Source organism: Xanthobacter pseudotagetidis (genome assembly GCF_043194795.2).
Lineage (GTDB): Bacteria > Pseudomonadota > Alphaproteobacteria > Rhizobiales > Xanthobacteraceae > Xanthobacter > Xanthobacter tagetidis_A.
On the sequence record NZ_CM195534.1, the window covers coordinates 3,237,476 to 3,260,637 of the forward strand.

A 23,162-nucleotide genomic window follows, 5' to 3' on the forward strand; every position below is an offset into this window, starting at 1 on the left:
ATTTGGGATCATCAATGTTGCCAGAACGGGAGAACTCAGCCGCATCGGCTTCGAGGGGTTTGAATCAGCCATGCCGCCTGTTAGAGAGTCGTTAACGCCATGATGGCTGGCATCTGCGGCTTCTCGTTGCATTTTGCTGCGCCGCATTGTTCCGGGGCTGTGTCGATTGCTGGATATCCTGGCGCCATATCGGGTCGCGAAGCCGCCGGTACGCACGCGCCTCGCATGGTTGGCGGCGATCCCCCCCGCGGCGCGGGCGGGCCTGCTGGCGGCCACCGGCCTGCTCACCGGCTGCGCGCCTGCGGGGGCGCCCTCCATCCCCTTCTTCGGCGCCTACTTCCCCTCCTGGCTCGCCTGCGCGCTCGTGGGCATCCTCGGCGCGGTGGCGATCCGCTTCGCCCTCATCCGCGCCGGCATCGATGACGCCATGCCGGTTCGCCTGCCGATCTATGTGAGCATCGCCGCCGCCATCGGCTTCCTGGTCTCCATCCTCGGCTTCGGACGCTGACATGGCGGACCCGGCGCAGGCTCACCTCAAGCGGCGGCTCGCCATCCTGGTGAGCGTCGCGGCGGTCGCCGCGGCGGTGCTGTTCGGCTGGCGCTACGTGCGCAACACCGAGCTGAACCCGCTCTCCCAGGATGCGGTGCTCACCGCCGACGTGGTCAATATCTCCGCCGCCGTGCCGGGCCGCATCGCGTCGTTCGGCGTGCGCGAGAACGAGACGGTGCGCAAGGGCGAGCTCTTGTTCGCGCTCGATCCGGTGCCGTACCGCCTGCAGCTCGCCCAGGTGGCGGCTGACCTGAAGATCGCCGAGGCGGCCTATGCCGACCGCCAGCGCAGCCTCACCGCCGCGCGCGCCAACGCGGTCATCGCCGCCGAGCAGGTGGGCCGCGCCCGCTCCAACCTGGAGCTCGCGACGCAGACCCTTGCCCGGCTCGAGGCCATGCGGCCCAAGGGCTACGTGAGCGCCCAGCAGGTGGACGACGCCGCCACCGCCAAGCGCGACGCCGAGATCAGCCTCAAGCAGGCGCTCCAGCAGGAGACGGCGGCCGACGCGCTGGTGAGCGATGCCGCCGCCGCCGGCGCCGCCGTGGAGGCGCGCCGCGCCGCCTTAGCCCTCGCCGAGCGCGCGCTCGCGGACACGCAGGTGCGCGCGCCGTTCGACGGCAAGGTGGTGGGCCTCAACCTCGCCGCCGGGGAATACGTGCTGCCCGGCCAGTCGGTGTTCACCCTCATCAGCACCGAAGCGTGGTTCGCCTCCGCCGCGTTCGTGGAGACCGAGCTTCCCGGCATCGCCATCGGCGCCTGCGCCACTGTCTATACGCTGGCCGACCGCACCCTCCCCATCCGCGGGCGCGTGGAGGGCATCGGCTGGGGCGTGGTCTCGGAGGAGCTGATCAACATCCCGCGCAAGATGCCGCTGGTGCCGAAATCCCTCGACTGGGTGCGGGTGGCGCAGCGCTTTCCGGTCCGCATCCGACTGTTCGATCCGCCGGCGAACCTGATGCGCGTCGGCGCGTCCGCCACGGCGACGGTGCACCATGGCTCCCGCTGCTGACGCCGCGCCGGACGCCCGCTGGGCCTCCCCGTGGCCGGGAATCCTCCTCCAGGCGTGGCGGGACGTGCAGCCCTTCCCCGGCCGTTTCGCCATGGCGTGGCGGGTGGCGCTGCTCTGTGCGCTCGTCGCCGCCGTCGCCATGGTCTACAAGGTGCCGGAGGCGGCCATCGGCTGCTACCTCGTCATCTTCCTCGCGCGGCCCAACGGCGCCGAGTGCGTCGGCCAGGCCATCGGCCTCATCATCCTCGCCAGCGTGGTGGTGCTCCTCCTGGCGCCGGTGATCCAGGCGACGGCCGAAAGCCCGCTGATGCGGATCGTGGTGATCGCGGCGACCTCGTTCGCTTTCGTCTATCTCGGAGCGGCCTCCCAGCTGGGCGAGATCGGCTCCATCATCGCCCTCGTCATCGCCTTCATCCTGACGCTGGTGGACGACGTGCCGGCGGGCGAGGTGGTCACGCGCGGCCTGCTCTATGCGTGGCAGATGGCGGTCATGCCCATGGCGCTGATGATCGTCTTCTACCTGGTCCTGGGCACCGGCCCGCATACCCTTCTGCGCGGCACGGTGGCGGCACGCCTCCTGCGCGCGGCGGACCTCCTCGACGGCGATCGGGATGCGCGCGAGGCGCTGGTGGAGGACGTGGCCCAGGGCACGGCGGAGAGCGGCAAGCGGGCGATGATGGCGGCCCTCTTCAACACCGCGCCGAAGGCGGCGGTGACCTGGCTCGCCGGCGCTGCGTCCACCAGCTACCGGCTGCTGCTCGCCGCTGCCGCGGTCCCGGCCGATGCCGCGCGCGATGCCAGGGAGGCACTGGCGCGCCAGTGCCGCGCGGCGGCCGCCGCCGTCTCGGCCGGCGGCATGCCGCAGCCCGCGCAGGCGGACGCAGCGGCCGGGACGGGGCCGCTCGCCGCGATCGCGGCGCAGCTCGCAGGGCTGGCGCGGCCCGACGGCGGCACGGCCGCGGCGCCCGCCAAGCCGGCCTTCCTCGCCGCTGACGCGCTCACCAATCCCGATTACGAGCGCTATGCCCTGAAGACCACGGCGGCGGCCATCACCTGCTACCTGACCTATTCGCTGATCGGCTGGCAGGGTATCCACACCGCCATGATCACCTGCTACGTGGCGGCGCTGGGCACCACCGGCGAGACCGTCCACAAGCTGGCATTGCGCATCAGCGGCTGCCTCGTCGGGGCGGGCCTCGGCTTCCTGTCGATCCTGTTCGTGATCCCGGCCCTGGATTCGGTGGGCGGACTGATGGTGCTGGTGTTCCTCGGCGTGCTGCCGGCCGCCTGGGTGTCCGCGGGGAGCGAGCGCATCTCGTATGCCGGCGTGCAGATCGGCCTCGCCTTCCTGCTCACCATCCTCAACGGCTTCGCGCCGAGCCTCGACATGGATTCCGGGCGCGACCGCATCATCGGCATCCTGCTCGGCAACCTTGTGGTCTATCTCTATTTCACCGGCATCTGGCCCAAGAGCGCCGTCGTCGACGGGCGCGCGCATCTGGCCGCCGGGCTGTCGGCGCTGGCGCGGATCGCCGCCATGGCGCCAGCTGCGCGTGCCCAGGCGACCGACGACGCCGCGATCGCCGCCACGGAGCTCGACCGGACCCGCGAGCAGCTGCGCCTGCTGCCATTCGAGCCGGCATCCCAGCGCCCGCCTCCGGCTCGCCTCGCACAGCTCGACGCGCTCGCCGCCGAGGCGCAGGCCCTGCTGCCGGCGCTCATGTTCTCGCCGGATGAGACGGACGGGGTGGCGCGGCGCCTCACGGCGGTGGCCGCGTACATCGGCGGAACGCCGGCGCCCGAGGACAGCGATGCGGACGCGGATGTCGCGCCCGACAGCCCGCTCGACCTGCACGCCCGGCGCATCGCGCAATTGGCGGCGGGGTAGCGGCATGGCGCGCATCCCTTTCTTCAGCGCCGCCGTCCGCGCCGCCGCGCTCCTGGTCGCCGGCACGCTCCTGTCCGCCTGCGCGCTGAGCGCGCTCGACACCGCGCCCGCCGACCCCTCGAAGCCCTGGACCCCGGCCGAGGCTGCCGCCGACCCGGCGCACGCCCCGCCCCCCGCCAACGAGCAGGGTGGCGGCACGCCGCCGCCCGACTTCCGCGTGCCCGCAGATCCCGCGGTCGCGGCGCTCACCCCGACGCCCGGCATCTCGCGCGCGAAGGCCTATAGCCTGCCCGAGCTGATCGACATCGCCCAGAGCCGCAATCCGCTGACCCGCATCGCCTGGCAGCAGGCGCGGCAGGCGGCGCTCGCCACCGGCATGGTGGAGGCGACCTATCTGCCCTTCATCGCCGCCAGCGTGATCGGCGGCACGCAGCGTTTCGCCAATCCGCTGCCGGTCTCCATCGGCGGCAAGGACAGCGTCACCACCACGGTGGAAGGCATATCGCCCCAGGTGGCGCTGCAATGGCTGGTGTTCGACTTCGGCCAGCGCGCCGCACTGCACGAGACGGCGCGCCACAACGCCGCCGCCACCAACGTGCTGTTCAACGGCGCGCACCAGAAGATCATCTACGACGTGACGCGCGCCTATTTCCTCTACGGGGCTGCGCAGAACCGGGCGCGCATCTCCGCCGAGACGCTCGCCAACAGCCGGCGGATCGAGGACGCGGCCGAGTCCCGCATGAAGAACGGCATCGGCACCACCGTGGAGGTGGCGCAGGCGCGCCAGCAGGTGGCGCAGTCGCGGTTCGGCCTGGTCCAGGCCCAGGGCGCCGAGCGCGACACCTACCAGGGCCTGCTCGCCGCCATGGGGGTCTCGCCCATGACCGAGCTGAAGGTGCGCGAGACCGGCGGGCGCCGGCTGCCCGGCACCGTGGGCGTGCCCACCGAGGCGCTCATCACCTCGGCGCTGGCCCAGCGCCCGGACGTGCTTGCCGCCTTCTCGGCCATGAAGGCGAGCCAGTCCGCCATCAAGGCGGCGGAGGCGGAGTTCCTGCCGAAGGTCTATCTCGGCGCCGTGGCGGCGGGCGGCACCACCAATCTCAGCGCCTCCGGCCTGCCGACCATCGGCCAGATCTCCTCCGCCTCCGGCGTGCTGGTGGGCGCCACCATGCCGATCTATGACGGCGGCCTGCGGGCGGCACAGCTCAAGAACGCCGAGTCGCTCGCGGCGGTCACCGAGGCCACGTTCGACAAGACGCGCGATGCGGCGGCGCGGGAGATCGTGGTCAGCGCCGACACGCTGCGCTCGGCGCTCGCCGCCTACACCGCCGCGAGCGCACTCGCCAAGGCGGCGGCGACCACCTATGACGCGGCCCTCGACGCCTACCGCAACGGGCTCGGCAACATCCAGGTGGCGGTCGCCGCCGACAGCGGGCTCCAGAGCGCGCGGATCGCCCAGTCGGACGCCCACGCGGCGGCGCTGGTGGCCGCCGCAAACCTCGCCTTCGTGCTCGGCGCCATGACCTCGCGCGACGTGCCGGCACAATTGATCGCGCGGTAGGCGGATCGCCTGAAGCCTGCCGGAGGCGGCGCGCTGCAGGCCTTCCGCCACGTGAAGCCGCGCCCCGCGATCCCCCATCTCCTCGCTTGACCGGGCGCGCGGGACCGTCTCACACTGGAATAATGAAAAGGTCCGGCTCGACCGGCCCTGCTGACGCGGGCGCAAGAGCCCGCGCGCCCGTTCGGCACCCGGTGGAGGAGAGGAATGCCCGAGATCACCAACGCTGCCGCCGGCAAGGTCGCCGTCTCGATGACGGTGAACGGCCGGCCCGTGTCCGCGGAGCTCGACCCGCGCACGCTGCTGGTGCAGTTCCTGCGCGAGAAGCTGCTGCTCACCGGCACCCATGTGGGGTGCGACACCAGCCAGTGCGGCGCCTGCGTGGTCCATGTGGACGGCGCGGCCATGAAGTCCTGCACCATGCTCGCGGTCCAGGCGGACGGCGCGAGCGTGACCACCATCGAAGGCATCGCCGGCCCCTCGGGCCTGCACCCCATGCAGGAGGCCTTCCGCGAGCATCATGGCCTGCAATGCGGCTTCTGCACGCCGGGCATGATCATGACCGCGCTCGACATGGTGGCGCGGCTCGGCCCCGACCTCGACGAGACGACCATCCGGGAGAACCTGGAGGGCAATCTCTGCCGATGCACGGGCTATCACAACATCGTCAAGGCGATCGGCGCCGGCGCCGCGGCCATGGGCGCGGGCGCGAAGGTGGCTGCCGAATAGGCGCCCGCCTTCCGCCGCGGCGCCACTCGATGAAATAGCAGGCGCGCCAGCACAAGCACGCCGGGAACGTCCCGTCCTCCGGGAGGACACGCCAAGGACTTCGCCATGAACGACAGCACCGTCACCCCCATCGGCGCCGCGGTCCGGCGCAAGGAAGACCAGCGCTTCATCACCGGCAAGGGCCGCTACACCGACGACCTCTCACGGCCCGGCCAGGCCTTCGCCTATTTCCTGCGCTCGCCCCATGCCCACGCCACCATTCGAGGCATCGACGCGCGCGCGGCGAAGGCCATGCCCGGCGTCGTCGACATCCTCACCGGCGCGGACCTCGCCGCCGACAAGATCGGCGACCTGATCTGCGGCTGGCTCGTCACCTCGAAGGACGGCACGCCCATGCGCATGGGCTCCCACCCCGCCCTCGCCAAGGACAAGGTGCGCTATGTGGGCGACCACGTGGCCGTGGTGATCGCCGAGACGCTCGACACCGCCAAGGACGCCGCCGCCGCCATCGCGGTCGACTACGAGGTGCTGCCCGCGGTCGCCGACCTGGGCGCCGCCGATGCCGGCGCCCAGGTCCACGAAAATGCCCCGCGCAACATCGCCTATGAGTGGGAACTGGGCGACAGGGCCGCGACCGAGGCCGGCTTCGCCAAGGCGGCGCACGTGACGAAGATCGACCTCGTCAACAACCGCCTCGCCCCCAACGCCATGGAGCCGCGCGCCGCCATCGGCGAGTACGATCCGGGCGACGAGGCCTACACGCTCTGGACCACCAGCCAGAACCCGCACGTGGCGCGCCTCGTGCTCTCGGCCTTCGTCGGCATCGCCCCCGAGCACAAGCTGCGCGTCATCGCGCCGGACGTGGGCGGCGGCTTCGGCTCGAAGATATTCATCTATGCGGAGGAGACCGTCTGCGCCTGGGCGGCGAAGAAGGTCGGCCGGCCTGTGAAGTGGACCGCCGACCGCTCGGAAGCCTTCCTCTCCGACGCGCACGGGCGCGACCACATCTCCCATGCGGAGCTTGCCACCGACGCGGCAGGGAAAATCCTCGGCTTCAAGGTGCACACCCGCGCCAATCTCGGCGCCTACATGTCCACCTTCTCCTCGTGCATCCCCACCTATCTCTACGCGCCGCTGCTCTCCGGGCAGTACGCCATGCCAGCGATCCATGTGGAGGTGGATGCGCTCTACACCACCACCGCGCCGGTGGACGCCTATCGCGGCGCGGGCCGCCCCGAGGCCACCTTCCTGGTGGAGCGGATCATGGACAAGGCGGCGCGTGAGCTGGGCATGGACCCGGCCGAGTTCCGCCGCATCAACTTCGTCACCTCCTTCCCCCACCAGACGCCGGTCATCGTGTGCTACGACGCTGGCGACTACGGCGCCTGCCTCGACAAGGCGCTGGAGATGGCGGACTACAAGGGCTTCCCGGCCCGCAGGGCGGAGGCGGAGGCGCGCGGCATGCTGCGCGGCATCGGCCTGTCCAACTATATCGAGGCGTGCGGCCTCGCCCCCTCCGCGGCGGTGGGCTCGCTGGGGGCCGGCGTCGGCCTGTGGGAGAGCGCCGAGGTGCGCGTGAACCCCACCGGCAATGTCGAGGTCCTTACCGGCTCCCACAGCCACGGCCAGGGCCACGAGACCACCTTCGCGCAACTGGTCTCGGCACGGCTCGGCATCCCCATCGACCAGGTGAGCGTGGTGCACGGCGACACCGACAAGGTGCAGTTCGGCATGGGCACCTATGGCTCGCGCTCCGGCGCGGTGGGCATGAGCGCCATCTCCAAGGCGCTCGACAAGGTCGAGGCCAAGGCGAAGAAGATCGCCGCCCATATCCTGGAAGCCGCCGAGGGCGATATCGAGTTTAAGGACGGCAAGTTCACCGTCGCCGGCACCGACCGCTCCCTCGCCTTCGCCGAGGTCGCGCTCAATGCCTACGTGGCGCACAAATTCCCCACCTCCGAGATCGAGCCGGGGCTGAAGGAAGGCGCCTTCTACGACCCGACGAACTTCACCTTCCCGGCCGGATGCCACGTCTGCGAGGTCGAGGTGGATCCGGAGACCGGGGTGACGCGCATCGTGCGCTTCACGGCGGTGGACGATTTCGGCGTCGTCATCAACCCGATGATCGTCGAGGGCCAGGTGCATGGCGGCATCGCCCAGGGGGTGGGCCAGGCGCTGCTGGAAGGCGTCACCTACGACGCCGACGGCCAGCTCGTGACCGGCTCCTACATGGACTACACCATGCCGCGCGCCGACGATCTGCCCTCGTTCCAAGTCGGCCTCACCGAGACGCGCTGCCCCTCCAACCCGCTCGGCATCAAGGGGTGCGGCGAGGCCGGCGCCATCGCCGCGCCCGCCGCCGTCATCAACGCCCTCGCCGACGCGCTCGGCACCCAGGACGTGCCCATGCCCACCACCCCCGCCAAGGTGTGGGCGCTCGCCAAGACCCGCGCCGTGCGCCAGGCCGCCGAATAGGAGAACGCCTCATGTATGCCTTCGACTATCAGCGCCCCGCCGCCCTCGCCGACGCATCGGCCTTGCTCAAGGCCGATCCCGAGGCCAAGATCCTCGCCGGCGGCCAGACCTTGCTGCCCACCCTCAAGCAGCGCCTCGCCCAGCCGACCGTCCTCGTCGACCTCGCCCGCCTGCCCGGCCTTTCCGCCATCGAGAAGACGGCGGAGGGCGTCGCGATCGGCGCGCTGGTGAAGCACGTGGCGGTGGCGACCTCGGATGTCGTTCACGCGGCGATCCCTGCGCTCGCCGACCTCGCCGGCCTGATCGGCGACCCGGCGGTGCGCAACCGCGGCACGCTCGGCGGCTCGCTCGCCAATGACGACCCCACTGCCGACTATCCCGCCGCCGTGCTGGCGCTGAACGCCTCCGTGGTCACCGACCGGCGCTCCATCGCCGCCGGAGACTATTTCCAGGGCCTGTTCACCACGGCGCTGGAGGAAGGCGAGATCATCACCCGCGTCGACTTCCCGAAGGTCGAGCGGGCCGGCTACTGCAAGTTCCCGAACCCGGCGTCCCGCTACGCCATGGCCGGCGTGTTCGTCGCCAAGACCGCCGACGCGGTGCGCGTGGCGGTGACGGGGGCCGGGCAGTCGGGCGTGTTCCTGTGGGAGGAGGCCGGCGACATCCTCGCGTCGGACTTCTCGCCGTCCGCGCTCGCGAGCCTGGAACTCGACCCCGCCGACCTCATGAGCGACCTGCACGGCAGCGCCGCGTATCGCGCCCAGCTGGTGAAGGCCATGGCGAAGCGCGCGGTGGCGAAGGCGCTGGCCTGACCATTGCGAGGGGTCGCCGCGCGCGGCCCCTTCCCTCCCCGCCTCGGGAGCACGTCACGCGAAGCGCTTGGCGCCGGCGACGCAGAGCACCACGAGGCCCGTCACCGCCACCATGCTCCAGGCCACCGGCTCGCCCAGCAGCGCCGCTGCGAGCGCGAGGCCGAAGAAGGGCTGGAGCAGCTGGAGCTGGCCCACGGCGGCGATGCCGCCGCGCGCGAGGCCGCGATACCAGAACACGAACCCCACCAGCATGCTGAACACCGAGACGTAGGCGAGCCCGATCCAGGCCGGCCCGCCGATGCCCGCGAAGCCGCCCGGCAGCGTGACGAGGGCAAGCGTCGCCATGGGCGGCAATGACAGCACCAGGGCCCAGGAGATCACCTGCCATCCACCGAGCCGGCGCGAGAGGCGCGCGCCCTCGGCATAGCCGAGCCCGCACGCCAGGATGGCGGCCGCCATCAGCAGGTCGCCCGCGCGCGTGCCGGCGGCGCCGTTCGCCAAGGCAAAGCCCGCCACAGCTGCAGCGCCCAGCACCGAGAACAGCCAGAAGGCGGGCTTCGGCCGCTCCCCGGCCCGGATCACGCCGAACATCGCGGTTGCGAACGGCAGCAGGCCCACGAACATGATGGAGCGCGCCGCCGAGATGTGCTGGAGCGCCAGCGCGGTCAAAAGCGGGAACCCGACCACCACGCCGAGCGCCACCACGGCGAGCGGGCCGATGTCGCCGCGCGCAGGCCGCCTCTGGCGCAAGGCGAGCAGCAGCGCCGCCCCGAGCAGCGCCGCGATCACGGCGCGCGCCGATGTGAGGAACAGCGGCGTGAAGCCGCCCACCGCCACCCGTGTCGCCGGGAGCGAACCCGAGAAGATCACGACGCCGAGGAGCCCGCTGCCCCAGCCGTCCAGTCCGCGCTGCATGATGGCCTCCGCCACGATGCCCCGGCGATAGCGCGCTGCCGGTTGCGGCGACAGGCACACACCCATACAATTTGTCCAAACAGTATGGATTACAGGAGCCATACAGTTGGCGAGCACCGGCATCGAAACCGGGACGGGCGAGACCCGCACCGAGCGGATCATGGCCACCATTCGCGGCCGCATCGCACGCCGCGCCTTGTCGCCCGGCGAGCGGCTGCCCTCCATCCGCAAGCTAGCGCGCGATCTCGCGGTGTCGCCCTCCACCGTGGTGGAGGCCTATGACCGCCTCGCGGCGGAAGGCCTGATCCGCTCGCGCCCCGGCGCCGGCTTCTATGCGGTCGGCGTGCCGGCGCCCCTGGCGCTGGCGGAGGACGGTCCGGCGCTCGACCGCGCCATCGATCCGTTCTGGGTCTCGCGCCAGTCGCTCGATGCGGCGGCCGGCGCGCGCCGGCCCGGCTGCGGATGGCTGCCGCCGGACTGGATGCCGGAAGCCGCGCTGCGCCGCGCCGTCCGCGCCCTCTCCAAGGCGGACGCCGCGGTGCTCACCGACTATGGCGCGACACAGGGCTCGCCCGCTCTGCGCCGCCTTCTGGCGCGCCAGTGCGCGGCCGACGGCATCGAGGCGGGGCCGGAGCAGATCGTCCTCACGCCCTCGGGCACGCAGGCCATCGACCTGGTCTGCCGGTTCCTGCTCAATCCCGGCGACACGGTGCTGGTGGACGATCCCTGCTACTTCAATTTCCAGGCTCTGCTGCGCGCCCACCGGGCGAAGGTCGTCGGCGTGCCCTTCACGGCCACGGGGCCCGACCCCGACCGCTTCGCCGAGGCGCTGGCCGTGCACCGTCCGCGTCTCTACGTGACCAATTCGGCGCTCCACAACCCCACCGGCGCGACGCTGTCGCCGCGCACCGCGCACCAGGTGCTCACCGCCGCCGCCGCGCACGACCTCACCATCGTCGAGGACGAGATCTTCGCCGATTTCGAGCCCGAGCCCTCCCCTCGCCTCGCCGCGCTGGATGGGCTGGCGCGGGTGGTGCGCATCGGCAGCTTCTCGAAGACGCTGTCGGCGTCCATCCGCTGCGGCTACATCGTCCCCCGGCCGGACTGGGTCGAGGGCCTGAGGGACCTCCAGGTCGCCACCAATTTCGGCGGCCCGAGCCCGATGGCCGCCGAGCTCGTGCTGCGCACGCTCAGCGATGGGAGCTACCGCAAGCACCTCGCCGCCTTGCATGGGCGGCTCGCCCAGCGACGCTGCGAGGCGGCGATCGACCTCGCCGGCCTCGGGATCATCCCCTGGATCGAGCCACGTGGCGGCTTCTATCTCTGGTGCCGGCTGCCGGGCGGCCGCGACGCGGCCGAGGTGGCGCGGGCCGCGCTCGCCGAAGGGGTGGTGCTGGCGCCGGGCAACGTTTTCAGCCCCAGCCAGTCGGCCCCGGACTTCATGCGCTTCAACGTCGCGCAAATAGACCACGAGGCGCTGCGCGTGATCGCGCGCGCCTTGGGATGAAGCGCAAGAGAGCTCGCAATCGCCGCCGCAGCCGATAGGATGCCGCCGAACCATCGCGCGCCGGGGCCGCCCAGATGAGCCAGAACGCCGAGAGCCGACACGCCGGGCGTGCAGAGCACCACGCCCGCTTCCCGAAGTCGCGGGTGGATGCGCTCACCGACGGCGTGTTCGCCTTCGCCATGACGCTGCTGGTGCTCGACATCCGCCTGCCCGACGACCTGAAGATCGACGATGCGGCCGCGCTCACCGCGCACCTGCTGTCGCTCGGCCACGAGACCCTGACCTACCTCATCAGCTTCCTTGTCTTGGGCGCGTTCTGGCGCGGCACCATCGAGACGCGCAGGAGCGAGGAGCAGGTCGGGCACAATGTGGTCGGCGTGTCCCTGTGGCTGCTGTTCCTCGTCACCGTGGTGCCGTTCTCGTCCGGCCTCGTCAGCCGCTACGGCGCATTCTCGCCCGCCATCCTCGTCTATGCCGCCAACATGGGCGCGCTGGCGCTGCTGGTGGTGGCCCTGCGCTATCTGGACGTGGCCCCGGAGCGGCGCAGCCTGGTTGCCGCCTTCGGCGACCGCCTGCCGCTGTTCCTCGCGAGCGCCCTGCTCTCGGCCCTGCTCGGCCTCGTGGCGCCCCATGCCGCGATGTACGCCTACCTTCTCAACATCCTGAGCCGCCTGCCCTTCTGGCCGAAAACGCCGGCCGAGGCCGACAGAAGCTAGAGATATTCCAATCTTTTGCCGTCCGTAGTTCAACGGATTGCCGAACTGCAGCGTGGCGCCCACCTTTCCGGCACCTTGCGAGGCTCCCGCTTGGCGGGGCCGGGAGTTCGGGTCATGGCGTCTGCTCTTCGCCCTGTCGGATGGGCCGCCTTCATCGCTGGCGCGCTGCTTGTCGGCGGATGGGCGCAGGCGGGCGAGATCGCGACGCCCGAAGCGTTGGGCGAGGCGCTGTTCTTCGACACCAACCTCTCGAAAAACCGCACCCAGGCCTGCGCATCCTGCCACGCGCCGGACGCCGCCTTCACCGATCCGCGCGAGGGTGCCGCCGGCCAGGCGGTCTCGGTGGGCGACGACGGCCGCTCGCTCGGCGACCGCAACGCGCCGAGCGCCGGCTATGCCCGCTTCAGCCCGGCCTTCGGCAAGTCGCGCAAGCCCGGCTTCTATCGTGGCGGCCAGTTCCATGACGGGCGCGCCGGAAGCCTGGAGGAGCAAGCCGGAGGACCGCCGCTCAATCCGGCCGAGATGGGCATGGCCTCGAAGGCCGAGGTGGTCGCGCGCCTGAAGGAGAACCCCGCCTATGTCAGCGCCTTCGAGGCGCTCTATGGCCGGTCCGTGTTCAGGTCGGCCGCGCGCGCCTATGAGGCCATGACCAAGGCGATCGCCGCGTTCGAGCGCACGGACGCCTTCGCCCCCTTCGATTCCAAGTATGACCGCTATCTCAAGGGCGAGGAGAAGCTCACGGACCAGGAGGAGCTCGGCCGGGTGCTGTTCTTCTCCAAGCAGTTCACCAATTGCGCGCTATGCCATCAGCTCAATGCGCAGGGCGGCACGGCGGGCGAGACCTTCAGCAATTACGAGTTCCACAATATCGGCGTGCCAGCGAACCCTGACCTCGCCGCAGCCGGCGCGGTGAAGGCACCGGACCTCGGCCTCGCCCGCAATCCCAAGGTGAAGGACAAGAAGGCCCAGGCCGGGCGCTTCAAGGTACCGGGCCTGCGCAACGTCGCCGTCACCGGCCCCTATATGCACAACGGCGTGTTCAAGGATCTGCGGACGGTGATCCTGTTCTACAACACGTTCAACACCGCCAATCCCAAGCGCAAGGTGAATCCCGAGACCGGCGTTCCCTTCGCGTCGCCCGAGGTGCCGGGCACGCTCTCGCTGAAGGAACTGGAGACCGGCCCGGCGCTGGACGACCGCCGCATCGACGCGCTGGTCGCGTTCCTGGAAACGCTCACCGACAAGCGCTACGAGCCAATGATGGAGGAACGGCGTGCGGCGCGCGCCGCCGCGAAGGCCGCCACCGCACGGCCGGTCGCGCCCCAGGCCGCGGCGGGCCGATAGGCGTCCCGGCCGGCCCGCCCTTCCGTCGGCGCGCCCTTGCCCCTATGTGTGGGGGCGAAGGAACGGCGCGATACATGGTCGAGAAAAAGGGCAACGACGTCACATCGGCTCCCGAGGGGAGCCTGTCCAGCGCCGACGACACGGCGCGCTTCCTGCAAGCGGTGAAGCGCGCGCCCGGAACGGCGGCAGGACGCGGTCGGCTCGCCTTCGCGCTCGACGCCACCGCCTCGCGCCAGCCCACCTGGAACCTCGCCTGCGAGATCCAGTCCGGCATGTTCGCCGCCGCCGCGCGGCACGGCGGGCTGGACATGCAGATCGTCTATTATCGCGGGCAGGGCGAATGCCGCGCCTCGCCCTTCGTCGGCGATGCGGCGACGCTGGGCCGCCTCATGAGCCGCATCGCCTGCGAGGGCGGCCTGACGCAGATCAACCGCGTGCTCTCCCATCTCCTCAACGAGGCCGAACGTTCCGGCCTGCGCGCGGCCGTGTTCGTCGGCGACGCACTGGAGGAGAACGAGGACCGCCTGCATGCGCTGGCCGGCCAGCTGGCGCTGCGCGGCGTGCGCCTGTTCCTGTTCCAGGAAGGCGACGAGCCGCGGGTGGAGCGCTGCTTTCGCGCCCTCGCGTCCGTCACCGGCGGCGCCTATTGCCGCTTCGATGCGCGCGCCGCGGCCCAGCTGCGCCAACTGCTTGAGGCGGTGGCGGCCTACGCGGCCGGCGGACGCGCCGCCCTCACCGCGCGGCGCGACGCCGGCGCGGTCAAGCTCATCGCAGCCCTCGGCGGATAGGAGCCTCAAGGTGATCAGTCTTATCGCCGGCGTCGCCCTGCTGGCGCTCGGCCTCTACGGCCTAAAGCTCTGGACCAAGGCCGATCCGAAGGTGCTGGTGCCGATCCTGTTCCGCTCGCTCGCCTATGCCGCCCTGCTCGGCGCCGCCGGCGCGCTGGCAACCGGGCGCTACGCCGCCGTGGTGCCGCTGGCGGCGGTCGGGATCATGCTGCTGGGCCGGCTCGATCCCGGCGGGGTGGGCGGCGCGCTGGGCGGGATGTTCGGGGGCATGTTCCGGACCAGGCCGCAGCCGCCGCAGGTTTCGCGGGTGCGCTCGCCGATCCTGGAAATGGAACTGGACCACGGGAGCGGAACTCTGTCGGGCCAGGTGACCGCCGGCCCCCATGCGGGGCGCGCGCTCGAGAGTTTCTCGGTGCCCGAGCTCCTGGAGCTCAGGCGGGTCTGCGATCCGCAGTCGCTCGCTTTACTCGAAGCTTATCTCGACCGCCGGGCGCCCGCTTGGCGTGAGCACGTTGAGGGCGATCAGGGTGCGGGGGGCGTCGGCGGAAGCGGCGGGGCGACGCTCGGCGGCGGGACGATGACCGAGCAGGAGGCCTATCAGATTCTTGGGCTTGAGCCGGGCGCGGACACGGCCAGCATCCGCGCGGCCCATCGCTCCCTCATGAAGAAGCTCCACCCCGATCATGGCGGATCCAGCTATCTTGCGGCCCGGATCAATCAAGCCAAGGAAGTGATCCTGCGCAAACATGGCTGATTCTCCCTCAAGACTTCAATTCTTGAGAGTCATGCAGCCAAAATCGTTACGCGAGAGTAAACGGCACGCCTCGCGAGCGCCTTTCTCGTCCAGCCCGGAGAAGCGCGCCCGGTAGAGTTGGGCCGAGCCCTTCGCGACCTTCTCCGTATAGGCATCCGCCTTGCCGAGCAGCGTCTTCGCCTTGGCGCGCGCGGCATCGAGCCGGGCGCGGGCCTGCCGCTCGCCGTCGAAGGCGCCGACCTGGATGATCCAGCCCGAACGGGCGCTGGCCGGGGTGGCATTTCCCGTGGCAGAGCTCGAGGGCGGAAGCGGGGTCGGCGCGAGGGAGGCGGTGCGCACCAGAGCCGGCTTCTCCGCCTGTCGCGCCACCTTCGCGGCGTCACCCTCGTCGAGCACCGGCCACACGCTCGCCTCGTAGCGCTCCAGCTCTTCCGGCGAAGGATCGAGCGCGGTCGAGAGCTGCACGGGCGCGGGCACCGCCTTGGGCGTCAGCCTGGCATTGGACTTGGCGCCGGCCCGCGTGTTCGGCCGGCCGTCGGCGGTGAAGGCGGCCGTGGAGGGCGAGAACTGGGAGAGCTGGGTCGGCCCGGCATAGCCCAGCGCGCCGACCGACGGAACGAAGCCGGCGGCGGAGGCGGTGGCGGCCGAGACGCGCTTCACGGCGATGGTCTTCACACCGGTCGGCTTGATGGGCGCGTCGCTGCCGATGGAAGCGGCCTGGACCGCCTCGGCCGGCTCAGGCGTGGCTGGCGCGGGCGCAACCGAGGCAACACGGCCGATGGAAGCGGTCACGGCAGGATCGGCGGCGCGCGCCTCAGGCGGCTTCGGGGCAGCGGCAGCGACCTGGACCGCCGCGGGCGGCGGCAGAGCCGCCTGGGCGAGAGCCTGAACCGGCTCCGGCAGGGTCTTGGGACGCGGCGCGGCGACCGGCAGCGGGACAGGCGCCGGCTTGGCGGGGGCCGCCACAGGCGCGGGCTTCGGCGCCGGCTCGGCCCCGCGCTCCCAGCGCGCAGGTGCCGGCGGCGGCGCGGCGAGCGCGACGCGGTCGTCCTCTCGTGGCGCCGGCTGCGGCAGGGGGGCGGCGAAGGCGAGCCCGACGGGGCGCTCCTCCGGCGTCGCGGCGGCGTTCTCGATCACCCGCGGAGCGGTGCGCGCGCCGGCATAGGCACGCGGCAGATGGGCCTCGATGAGATCGGCCATGCGGTTGTCGCGAGCGCGGCCGGAGGAGCCCCCCAGGACGACGCCGACGAGGTAGCGGTCGTCGGTCTTCACCGAGGTCAGGAGATTGAAGCCCGAGGCGCGGGTGTAGCCGGTCTTGATCCCGTCCACGCCCTCGACCCGCCCGAGCAGGCGGTTGTGGTTGCCGATGGCCTCGCCGCGATAATAGAACGTGCGGGTCGCGAAATAGCGGTACTGGCGCGGGAAGCGGTCCTGGATCGCACGTCCCAGGATCGACAGATCGCGTGCGGTGGTCACCTGGCCGGGATTGGGCAGGCCGGAGGCGTTGCGGAAGGTGCTGCGGCTCATGCCGAGCGCGCGCGCCTTGGCGGTCATCATCTGGGCGAAGTCGGCCTCGGTGCCGCCGATCGCCTCGGCGATCACCACCGCCACGTCGTTGGCCGAGCGCGTGACCAGTGCCTTGATGGCGTCTTCCACCTCGATGGTGGAGCCCGGCCGCATGCCGAGCTTGGAGGGCGACTGCGACGCCGCCTTGGAGGACACCGGCAGGTCGCTGTTGAGCTTCAGGCGCCCGGCCTCCAGTTGCTCGAACAGCAGATAGAGCGTCATGACCTTCGTGACCGAGGCGGGATGCCGCAGGGCGTCGGCGTTATCCTCGTACAGCACCCGCCCGGTCTTGGCGTCCACCATGATGGCGGACGACCCGTAGCGCCAGCGCGCCCCGTCCGCGTCCGTGACCGGCTTGGGCGTGCTCTTGCGCTGGGCCGACCGCTCCACCTGGTTGCGTTTCCGCGGCTTCGCCTCCGCCAGGGTGCTGGTGAAGGCGAAGCTTGCCAACACTGCAACCGCAAGGACTTTCAAGCCCCTGGCGGCGTTCGCGGACGCAATACGCATGAAACGGCCCCTGAGTGAACAAAACGCGATCCGCCCCGGCCCTGGCAGAGGTCCCCGCGAACGAAGGACCGACCGCAGTGCGGGAGCGGCGTGGGGGAGCGACGAGGGGAACGTTAAGAACGGGGAGTTACCAAGGCGTAAACAGGGCAATCAGCCATATTGTGCAGTGCACAATAGCCCTTGACATCCATGCTGCACTGCATAATATCCACAACCGAGCGGAGAGAAATCCACTCACCGGAAACGTCTGGCACGGCGCTGCGCGCCGTCCTGAGGAACGAGGATACTCCCATGGTGCAGAGCCCGGAAGAATTCCAGAAGCTGAGCAAGGACAACATCGACGCCGCGATGAAGAGCTTCGGCACGCTCTCCAAGAGCGCCCAGGCGATCGCGGTCGAGGTGGCCGACTACACCAAGACCTCCTTCGAGCAGGGCACCGCCGCCCTGGAGAAGCTGCTCGGCGCCAAGAGCCTCGAGCAGGCCATCGAGATCCAGCAGACCTACCTGAAGTCGGCCTACGAGGGCGCCGTCGCCCAGGCGACCAAGATCGGCGAGCTCTATACCGAGCTGGCGAAGGAGACCTACAAGCCCTTCGAGAGCGCGTTCGGCAAGTTCCCGCGCTGAATTCTCGAACGAGGTGGTGCGCAGCGTATCTGCGCTCGCGCGCGGCGTATCGTGCGCGCTGGTGAGGGCCCGGTCTTGCGCCGGGCCTTTTTCATGGGCAAAAGGGGGCCGCATCGAACAGGCCCCCGTCGCGACCCTGGCAAAGCGCCGGGCGGTTTCCTATTATCTGGCGCGAGCGCCGAGGCTCCGTGGTCCATGGACGGAGCACCGGTACGGGGCGCGACTGACATGACAGACATCGCTCATATGGCGAATGCGGCTCACGCGGCGAGCCTGCCCGTCGCGTGCCCCGGTGCCGGGCTCCCGCGCCCCGGCGCGATCGCGACTGCGGCGCTCGTGACTGCGGCGCTCGTGACTGCGGCGCTCGTGGACGTGCCGTTCGCGGCTGCGCCGCGCCTGGCTGGGCCGGACACCCCTCGGCGCAACGGCGAAGGGCCCGGGACTGCGGTCATCACCCGCACCAAGCCGCAGACCAAGCGCCCGAGCCTCTACCGCGTGCTGCTGCTGAACGACGACTACACCCCCATGGAGTTCGTCGTGCACGTGCTCCAGCGCTTCTTCAACAAGACCACCGACGAGGCCAACCGCATCATGCTCCACGTCCATCATCACGGCGTGGGCGAGTGCGGCGTGTTCACCTACGAGGTCGCCGAGACCAAGGTGACGCAGGTGATGGACTTCGCGCGCAAGCACCAGCATCCGCTCCAGTGCGTGATGGAGAAGAAGTAGGCCCCGGCCCACGCGCCGCTGCGGCATCGGCGCTGGCGCGAGCCTGAGGCGAGGCCGCGCCCGAACACCATCCATGTGACAATTTCGGAACGGTGAACGCCCTCGGCGCATCGAAGGGCTTGCGCACTGCCGCAACCGGTACGAAGTTTATCGGGACGGCGCGTGCTCCGCGCCCCGGCGCAGCTCGCCGGTCCGGCGGCACGTGCGAAAGAGGTGTAGATGCCCACATTCTCTCGCAGCCTTGAGCAGTCGCTCCATCGGGCTCTGGCGCTCGCCAACGAGCGCCACCACGAATACGCGACCCTCGAGCACCTGCTGCTCTCCCTTGTCGACGACCAGGATGCCGCCGCCGTGATGCGCGCCTGCAATGTCGACATGGAGAAGCTTCGCCGCAATCTCATCGAGTACGTCGACACCGAACTCGAGAACCTCGTCCAGTCCGGCTCGGACGACAGCAAGCCCACCGCGGGATTCCAGCGCGTGATCCAGCGCGCGGTGATCCATGTCCAGTCCTCGGGCCGCGAGGAGGTGACGGGCGCGAACGTGCTGGTCGCCATTTTCGCCGAGCGCGAGAGCCATGCCGCGTACTTCCTGCAGGAGCAGGACATGACGCGCTATGACGCGGTCAACTACATCTCCCACGGCATCGCCAAGCGCGCCGGCATGTCCGAGAGCCGCCCCGTGCGCGGCGCCGAGGAGGAAACCGAGACCAAGTCGGGCGAGGACAGCAAGAAGAAGGCCGACGCGCTCGACGCTTACTGCATCAACCTCAACAAGAAGGCCCACGAGGGCAAGATCGACCCCCTCATCGGCCGCGACACCGAGATCAGCCGCACCATCCAGGTGCTGTGCCGCCGGCAGAAGAACAACCCCCTGTTCGTGGGCGATCCCGGCGTCGGCAAGACCGCCATCGCCGAGGGCCTCGCCAAGCGCATCAATGACGGCGACGTGCCGGACGTGCTCGCCACCGCCACCGTGTTCGCCCTCGACATGGGCGCGCTGCTCGCCGGCACCCGCTATCGCGGCGACTTCGAGGAGCGCCTCAAGCAGGTGGTGAAGGAGATCGAGGCCTATCCGAACGCGATCATGTTCATCGACGAGATCCACACGGTGATCGGCGCGGGAGCGACCTCGGGCGGGGCCATGGACGCGTCCAACCTGCTGAAGCCGGCGCTCGCCTCCGGCACCCTGCGCTGCATGGGCTCGACCACCTACAAGGAATACCGCCAGTATTTCGAGAAGGACCGCGCGCTCGTCCGCCGGTTCCAGAAGATCGACGTGGCCGAGCCCACCGTGCCGGATGCGATCGAGATCCTGAAGGGCCTCAAGCCCTATTTTGAGGACTACCACAAGCTGCGCTACACCAACGACGCCATCAAGGCGGCGGTGGAGCTGTCGGCCCGCTACATCCACGACCGCAAGCTGCCCGACAAGGCGATCGACGTGATCGACGAGAGCGGCGCGGCGCAGATGCTGCTGCCCGAGACCAAGCGCAAGAAGACCATCGGCCTGAAGGAGATCGAGGCGACCATCGCCACCATGGCGCGGATTCCGCCCAAGACCGTCTCCAAGGACGACGCCGAGGTGCTGGCGAACCTGGAGACGACGCTGAAGCGGGTGGTCTACGGGCAGGACAAGGCCATCGAGTCGCTCGCGGCGTCCATCAAGCTCGCCCGGGCCGGCCTGCGCGAGCCGGAGAAGCCCATCGGCTGCTACCTGTTCTCCGGCCCCACAGGCGTCGGCAAGACCGAGGTGGCCAAGCAGCTCGCCTCGGTGCTGGGCGTGAACCTCCTGCGCTTCGACATGTCGGAGTACATGGAGCGCCACACGGTTTCCCGCCTCATCGGCGCGCCTCCCGGCTATGTGGGCTTCGACCAGGGCGGCCTGCTCACCGACGGCGTCGACCAGACCCCGCACTGCGTGCTGCTGCTGGACGAGATCGAGAAGGCCCATCCGGACCTGTTCAACATCCTCCTGCAGGTGATGGACCACGGGAAGCTGACCGACCACAACGGCAAGCAGATCGACTTCCGCAACGTGATCCTGATCATGACCACCAATGCGGGCGCGGCGGACCTCGCCAAGCCGGCCTACGGCTTCACCCGCCAGAAGCGCGAGGGCGACGATTCGGAGGCCATCAACCGGACCTTCGCGCCGGAGTTCCGCAACCGCCTCGACGCGGTGATCCCGTTCGGCCACCTGCCGGCCGAGGTCATCACCCAGGTGGTGGAGAAGTTCGTGCTCCAGCTGGAGGCGCAGCTCGCCGACCGCAACGTCACCATCGAGCTCTCCGACGAGGCGAGCCACTGGCTGGTGGAGCGCGGCTATGACGAGCAGATGGGCGCGCGGCCCATGGCCCGCGTGATCCAGGAGCACATCAAGACCCCGCTCGCCGACCAGGTGCTGTTCGGGCGCCTGAAGAACGGCGGCCACGTCCGGGTGGTGGTGGAGGGCGAGGGCAAGGACTCGAAGCTCAGCTTCGAGTTCCCGGAAGGGCCAGTGACGCCCAAGCCCGACAAGATCGCCCCGCCCGCCGCCAAGCGCCCGGCGCGGCGCAAGGCCTCCGCCCCCGGCAAGGCGCGCGCGGCGAAGGCCAAGCCCGGCAAGCCGGGCCCGAAGGGCGGGGCGACCGGGGGGCCCGGCCGCTCCGGCAGCCCGGTGCCCAAGCTGCCGCTGGTCAAGGTGTGACCTGGGCCGGGACGCTCGCGTCCCGGTACCGGAGCAAAGACGATGCCCGGCCCCGCGCCGGGCATCTTCTTTTGCCTGCCGCCGGGCCGATCCCGCACCGAAGCCGCGCCGAAACGCTCCGCGCCCCCCTCACCCCCGGCCCCTCTCCCGCAAGGGGAGGAGGAGCGCCCGGATTTTGGCCACGCCTGCGACCCGCAGCGGACCGTTGCCATCTCGCGCCGCCCTCCCCGTTCGCGCCCCCTCTCCCCTTGTGGGAGAGGGCGGGGTGAGGGGTTCCGCCACCGACCCGGTGCGGCGCGCCGCCATCTCGCCTAAGCTGCGCGCGACACGATCCGAAAGCCGCACCGAACCGCGACCATGGCCCCCTCCCCGCACGCACCCGACGCACCAGCCCCGCACGGCATCGCCCCCGAGGCCCGCTTCAACCTTGCCGCCCACTGCCTCGCTCATGCCGCGCGCGCGCCCGGCAAGCCGGCCCTGATCCTGGTGGGCGCGGACGGCGCGGAGCGCTGGACCTATGGCGCGCTGGACGAGAAGGTGCGCCGCCTCGCCGCCGGCTTCGCCGGCCTCGGCCTGGAGCCGGGCGCGCGCATCCTCATCCGCGCCGGCAACGACGCCGGCTTCGTGATCGCCTTCCTCGCCGCCATCGCCGCGGGCCATGTAGCGCAACCGACCTCCTCGCAGCTCACCCTGGAGGAAGTGCGCGGCCTCGCCGCCGATTCCGGCGCCCGCGCCGTGGTGCTCGGGCAGGACCACCTTGGCGAGCGCGCCGGCCTCAGCCATCTGCGCGTCATCGATCCGGACGAGATGACGGCGCTCGCCGCCACCGCGCCCCTTGCCGCCTATGCGCCGACGCGGGCGGACGATCCCGCCTATCTGGTCTACACCTCCGGCACCACCAGCCGCCCCAAGGGCGTGCTGCACGCCCAGCGCGCCATCCTCGGGCGCCGGCCCATGTATGCCGACTGGCTCGGCCTGACCGAAGCCGACGTGCTGCTCCATGCGGGCGCGGTGAACTGGACCTACACGCTGGGCGTCGGCCTCACCGATCCCTGGGCGCAGGGCGCGACGGCGGTGCTCTATAACGGTCCGCGCGATCCCGCCGTGTGGCCGCGCCTGATCGAGGCCCACGGCGCCACGATCTTCGCCGCCGTCCCGACCGTGTTCCGCCAGATCCTCAAGTCCTGCGACATGGCGCGTTTCGACCTCTCGCGCCTGCGCCACGGGGTGGCGGCGGGCGAGGCGCTCGCGCCGCGCCTGATCGGGGAGTGGCATGCGGCCACCGGCACCTGGATCTACGAGTCGCTCGGCATGAGCGAGGTCTCCACCTTCATCTCCTGCCGGCCGGGCGAAGACATCCGCCCCGGCTCGCCCGGCCGTCCGCAGCGCGGTCGGCGCGTGGCGGTGCTGCCGGTGGAGGACGGGACCGAGCCTTTGCCCGCGGGCGAGACCGGCCTGCTCGCCGTGCACCGCTCCGACCCCGGCCTCATGCTCGGCTACTGGCAGCGGCCGGAGGAGGAGGCGGCGGTGATGCGCGGCGACTGGTTCGTGGGGGGCGACCTCGCCCAGTTCGACGCCGACGGCTGGCTCTGGTTCCACGGCCGCAACGACGACGTGATGAATGCGCTCGGCTACCGCGTCTCGCCGCTGGAGGTGGAGAAGGCGCTCGCCGACTGCCCGGGCGTGCTGGAGGCGGCGGTGGCGGAGACGCGGGTGCGCGCGGACGTGAGCGTCATCACCGCCTTCGTGGTGCCGCGTCCCGGCGCCACCCTCGACGAGGCGGCGGTGCTCGACCACTGCGGACGGCACCTGGCCGCCTACAAATGCCCGCGCCGGGTGATCGTCGTCGACCAGGTGGAGCGCACGGCCAACGGCAAGGTGAGCCGCAAGGCGATGGCGCGGCGCTTCGCGGTTCCGGCGGGCTGAAGCGTCTGGCGCCGCCGGCGTCAGAGCGCGATCCGATCAAATTGAACCAATTTGATCGGTGAATCGCCCTCTAACCT

The 23,162-nt window shown here is 70.7% G+C and carries 18 protein-coding genes; 16 read left to right on the forward strand and 2 right to left on the reverse strand.

Annotation, left to right across the window (positions count from 1 at the left end):
* The first annotated feature begins 229 nt into the window (after nt 1-229).
* The 7 genes from V5F67_RS14865 (at nt 230) to V5F67_RS14895 (ending at nt 9,021) form a co-directional block, all read left to right on the forward strand.
* Nucleotides 230-508, forward strand: a complete 279-nt coding sequence (locus V5F67_RS14865) for a YtcA family lipoprotein (protein ID WP_394017027.1) — start codon at nt 230-232, stop codon at nt 506-508.
* 1 nt (nt 509) lies between these two features.
* Nucleotides 510-1,559: a multidrug transporter subunit MdtN gene (gene mdtN / locus V5F67_RS14870; protein WP_394017026.1), complete on the forward strand. Its 1,050-nt coding sequence runs from the start codon at nt 510-512 to the stop codon at nt 1,557-1,559.
* A complete protein-coding gene (locus tag V5F67_RS14875; protein WP_394017025.1) occupies nt 1,543-3,447 on the forward strand; it encodes an FUSC family protein in 1,905 nt (634 codons plus the stop codon). Before mdtN ends, V5F67_RS14875 begins: the two co-directional genes overlap by 17 nt.
* A gap of 4 nt (nt 3,448-3,451) precedes the next feature.
* On the forward strand, nt 3,452-5,008 hold the full coding sequence (locus V5F67_RS14880; protein WP_394017024.1) for a TolC family protein: 1,557 nt from the start codon (nt 3,452-3,454) through the stop codon (nt 5,006-5,008).
* Between the two features lie 204 nt (nt 5,009-5,212).
* The gene (locus tag V5F67_RS14885; protein ID WP_394017023.1) at nt 5,213-5,734 is read left to right on the forward strand and encodes a (2Fe-2S)-binding protein; all 522 of its coding nucleotides are present in this window, start codon (nt 5,213-5,215) and stop codon (nt 5,732-5,734) included.
* A gap of 105 nt (nt 5,735-5,839) precedes the next feature.
* Nucleotides 5,840-8,209, forward strand: a complete 2,370-nt coding sequence (locus tag V5F67_RS14890; protein ID WP_394017022.1) for a xanthine dehydrogenase family protein molybdopterin-binding subunit — start codon at nt 5,840-5,842, stop codon at nt 8,207-8,209.
* A gap of 11 nt (nt 8,210-8,220) precedes the next feature.
* On the forward strand, nt 8,221-9,021 hold the full coding sequence (locus V5F67_RS14895) for an FAD binding domain-containing protein (RefSeq protein WP_394017021.1): 801 nt from the start codon (nt 8,221-8,223) through the stop codon (nt 9,019-9,021).
* 54 nt (nt 9,022-9,075) lie between these two features.
* Here the strand turns inward: V5F67_RS14895 and V5F67_RS14900 are convergent, their stop codons facing one another.
* A complete protein-coding gene (locus tag V5F67_RS14900; RefSeq protein WP_394017020.1) occupies nt 9,076-9,936 on the reverse strand; it encodes a DMT family transporter in 861 nt (286 codons plus the stop codon).
* Between the two features lie 160 nt (nt 9,937-10,096).
* Between V5F67_RS14900 and V5F67_RS14905 the strand changes: the two genes are divergently transcribed.
* The 5 genes from V5F67_RS14905 (at nt 10,097) to V5F67_RS14925 (ending at nt 15,045) form a co-directional block, all read left to right on the forward strand.
* Nucleotides 10,097-11,443: an aminotransferase-like domain-containing protein gene (locus V5F67_RS14905; protein WP_394017799.1), complete on the forward strand. Its 1,347-nt coding sequence runs from the start codon at nt 10,097-10,099 to the stop codon at nt 11,441-11,443.
* A gap of 74 nt (nt 11,444-11,517) precedes the next feature.
* Nucleotides 11,518-12,159, forward strand: coding sequence for a TMEM175 family protein (locus V5F67_RS14910; protein WP_394017019.1), 642 nt, complete (start codon nt 11,518-11,520; stop codon nt 12,157-12,159).
* Nucleotides 12,160-12,273: 114 nt separating this feature from the next.
* The gene (locus tag V5F67_RS14915) at nt 12,274-13,503 is read left to right on the forward strand and encodes a cytochrome-c peroxidase (protein ID WP_394017018.1); all 1,230 of its coding nucleotides are present in this window, start codon (nt 12,274-12,276) and stop codon (nt 13,501-13,503) included.
* 74 nt (nt 13,504-13,577) lie between these two features.
* Nucleotides 13,578-14,291, forward strand: a complete 714-nt coding sequence (locus tag V5F67_RS14920; protein ID WP_394017017.1) for a VWA domain-containing protein — start codon at nt 13,578-13,580, stop codon at nt 14,289-14,291.
* Nucleotides 14,292-14,301: 10 nt separating this feature from the next.
* Entirely contained in the window at nt 14,302-15,045 is a 744-nt protein-coding gene (locus V5F67_RS14925; protein ID WP_394017016.1) for a DnaJ domain-containing protein, read from the forward strand.
* A gap of 15 nt (nt 15,046-15,060) precedes the next feature.
* Here the strand turns inward: V5F67_RS14925 and V5F67_RS14930 are convergent, their stop codons facing one another.
* Nucleotides 15,061-17,064: a D-alanyl-D-alanine carboxypeptidase family protein gene (locus V5F67_RS14930; RefSeq protein ID WP_394017798.1), complete on the reverse strand. Its 2,004-nt coding sequence runs from the start codon at nt 17,062-17,064 to the stop codon at nt 15,061-15,063.
* A 345-nt stretch (nt 17,065-17,409) separates the two neighbouring features.
* Between V5F67_RS14930 and V5F67_RS14935 the strand changes: the two genes are divergently transcribed.
* The 4 genes from V5F67_RS14935 (at nt 17,410) to V5F67_RS14950 (ending at nt 23,085) form a co-directional block, all read left to right on the forward strand.
* On the forward strand, nt 17,410-17,742 hold the full coding sequence (locus V5F67_RS14935; RefSeq protein WP_394017015.1) for a phasin family protein: 333 nt from the start codon (nt 17,410-17,412) through the stop codon (nt 17,740-17,742).
* 372 nt (nt 17,743-18,114) lie between these two features.
* Complete coding sequence (clpS, locus tag V5F67_RS14940; RefSeq protein WP_394017797.1) at nt 18,115-18,471, forward strand: ATP-dependent Clp protease adapter ClpS; 357 nt, start codon at nt 18,115-18,117, stop codon at nt 18,469-18,471.
* Nucleotides 18,472-18,690: 219 nt separating this feature from the next.
* Nucleotides 18,691-21,159, forward strand: a complete 2,469-nt coding sequence (gene clpA, locus V5F67_RS14945) for an ATP-dependent Clp protease ATP-binding subunit ClpA (RefSeq protein WP_394017014.1) — start codon at nt 18,691-18,693, stop codon at nt 21,157-21,159.
* A 357-nt stretch (nt 21,160-21,516) separates the two neighbouring features.
* A complete protein-coding gene (locus V5F67_RS14950; protein WP_394017013.1) occupies nt 21,517-23,085 on the forward strand; it encodes a class I adenylate-forming enzyme family protein in 1,569 nt (522 codons plus the stop codon).
* Nucleotides 23,086-23,162 lie beyond the last annotated feature (77 nt).

What these genes read in the sequence shown, in the direction of transcription:
- V5F67_RS14920 (WP_394017017.1), top strand. Translation starts at nt 13,578, where the DNA reads ATGGTCGAGAAAAAGGGCAACGACGTCACATCGGCTCCCGAGGGGAGC.
- mdtN (WP_394017026.1), top strand. Translation starts at nt 510, where the DNA reads ATGGCGGACCCGGCGCAGGCTCACCTCAAGCGGCGGCTCGCCATCCTG.
- V5F67_RS14890 (WP_394017022.1), top strand. Translation starts at nt 5,840, where the DNA reads ATGAACGACAGCACCGTCACCCCCATCGGCGCCGCGGTCCGGCGCAAG.
- V5F67_RS14880 (WP_394017024.1), top strand. Translation starts at nt 3,452, where the DNA reads ATGGCGCGCATCCCTTTCTTCAGCGCCGCCGTCCGCGCCGCCGCGCTC.
- V5F67_RS14915 (WP_394017018.1), top strand. Translation starts at nt 12,274, where the DNA reads ATGGCGTCTGCTCTTCGCCCTGTCGGATGGGCCGCCTTCATCGCTGGC.
- V5F67_RS14875 (WP_394017025.1), top strand. Translation starts at nt 1,543, where the DNA reads ATGGCTCCCGCTGCTGACGCCGCGCCGGACGCCCGCTGGGCCTCCCCG.
- V5F67_RS14900 (WP_394017020.1), bottom strand. Translation starts at nt 9,936, where the DNA reads ATGCAGCGCGGACTGGACGGCTGGGGCAGCGGGCTCCTCGGCGTCGTG.
- V5F67_RS14950 (WP_394017013.1), top strand. Translation starts at nt 21,517, where the DNA reads ATGGCCCCCTCCCCGCACGCACCCGACGCACCAGCCCCGCACGGCATC.
- V5F67_RS14885 (WP_394017023.1), top strand. Translation starts at nt 5,213, where the DNA reads ATGCCCGAGATCACCAACGCTGCCGCCGGCAAGGTCGCCGTCTCGATG.
- V5F67_RS14905 (WP_394017799.1), top strand. Translation starts at nt 10,097, where the DNA reads ATGGCCACCATTCGCGGCCGCATCGCACGCCGCGCCTTGTCGCCCGGC.
- V5F67_RS14895 (WP_394017021.1), top strand. Translation starts at nt 8,221, where the DNA reads ATGTATGCCTTCGACTATCAGCGCCCCGCCGCCCTCGCCGACGCATCG.
- clpA (WP_394017014.1), top strand. Translation starts at nt 18,691, where the DNA reads ATGCCCACATTCTCTCGCAGCCTTGAGCAGTCGCTCCATCGGGCTCTG.
- V5F67_RS14935 (WP_394017015.1), top strand. Translation starts at nt 17,410, where the DNA reads ATGGTGCAGAGCCCGGAAGAATTCCAGAAGCTGAGCAAGGACAACATC.
- V5F67_RS14910 (WP_394017019.1), top strand. Translation starts at nt 11,518, where the DNA reads ATGAGCCAGAACGCCGAGAGCCGACACGCCGGGCGTGCAGAGCACCAC.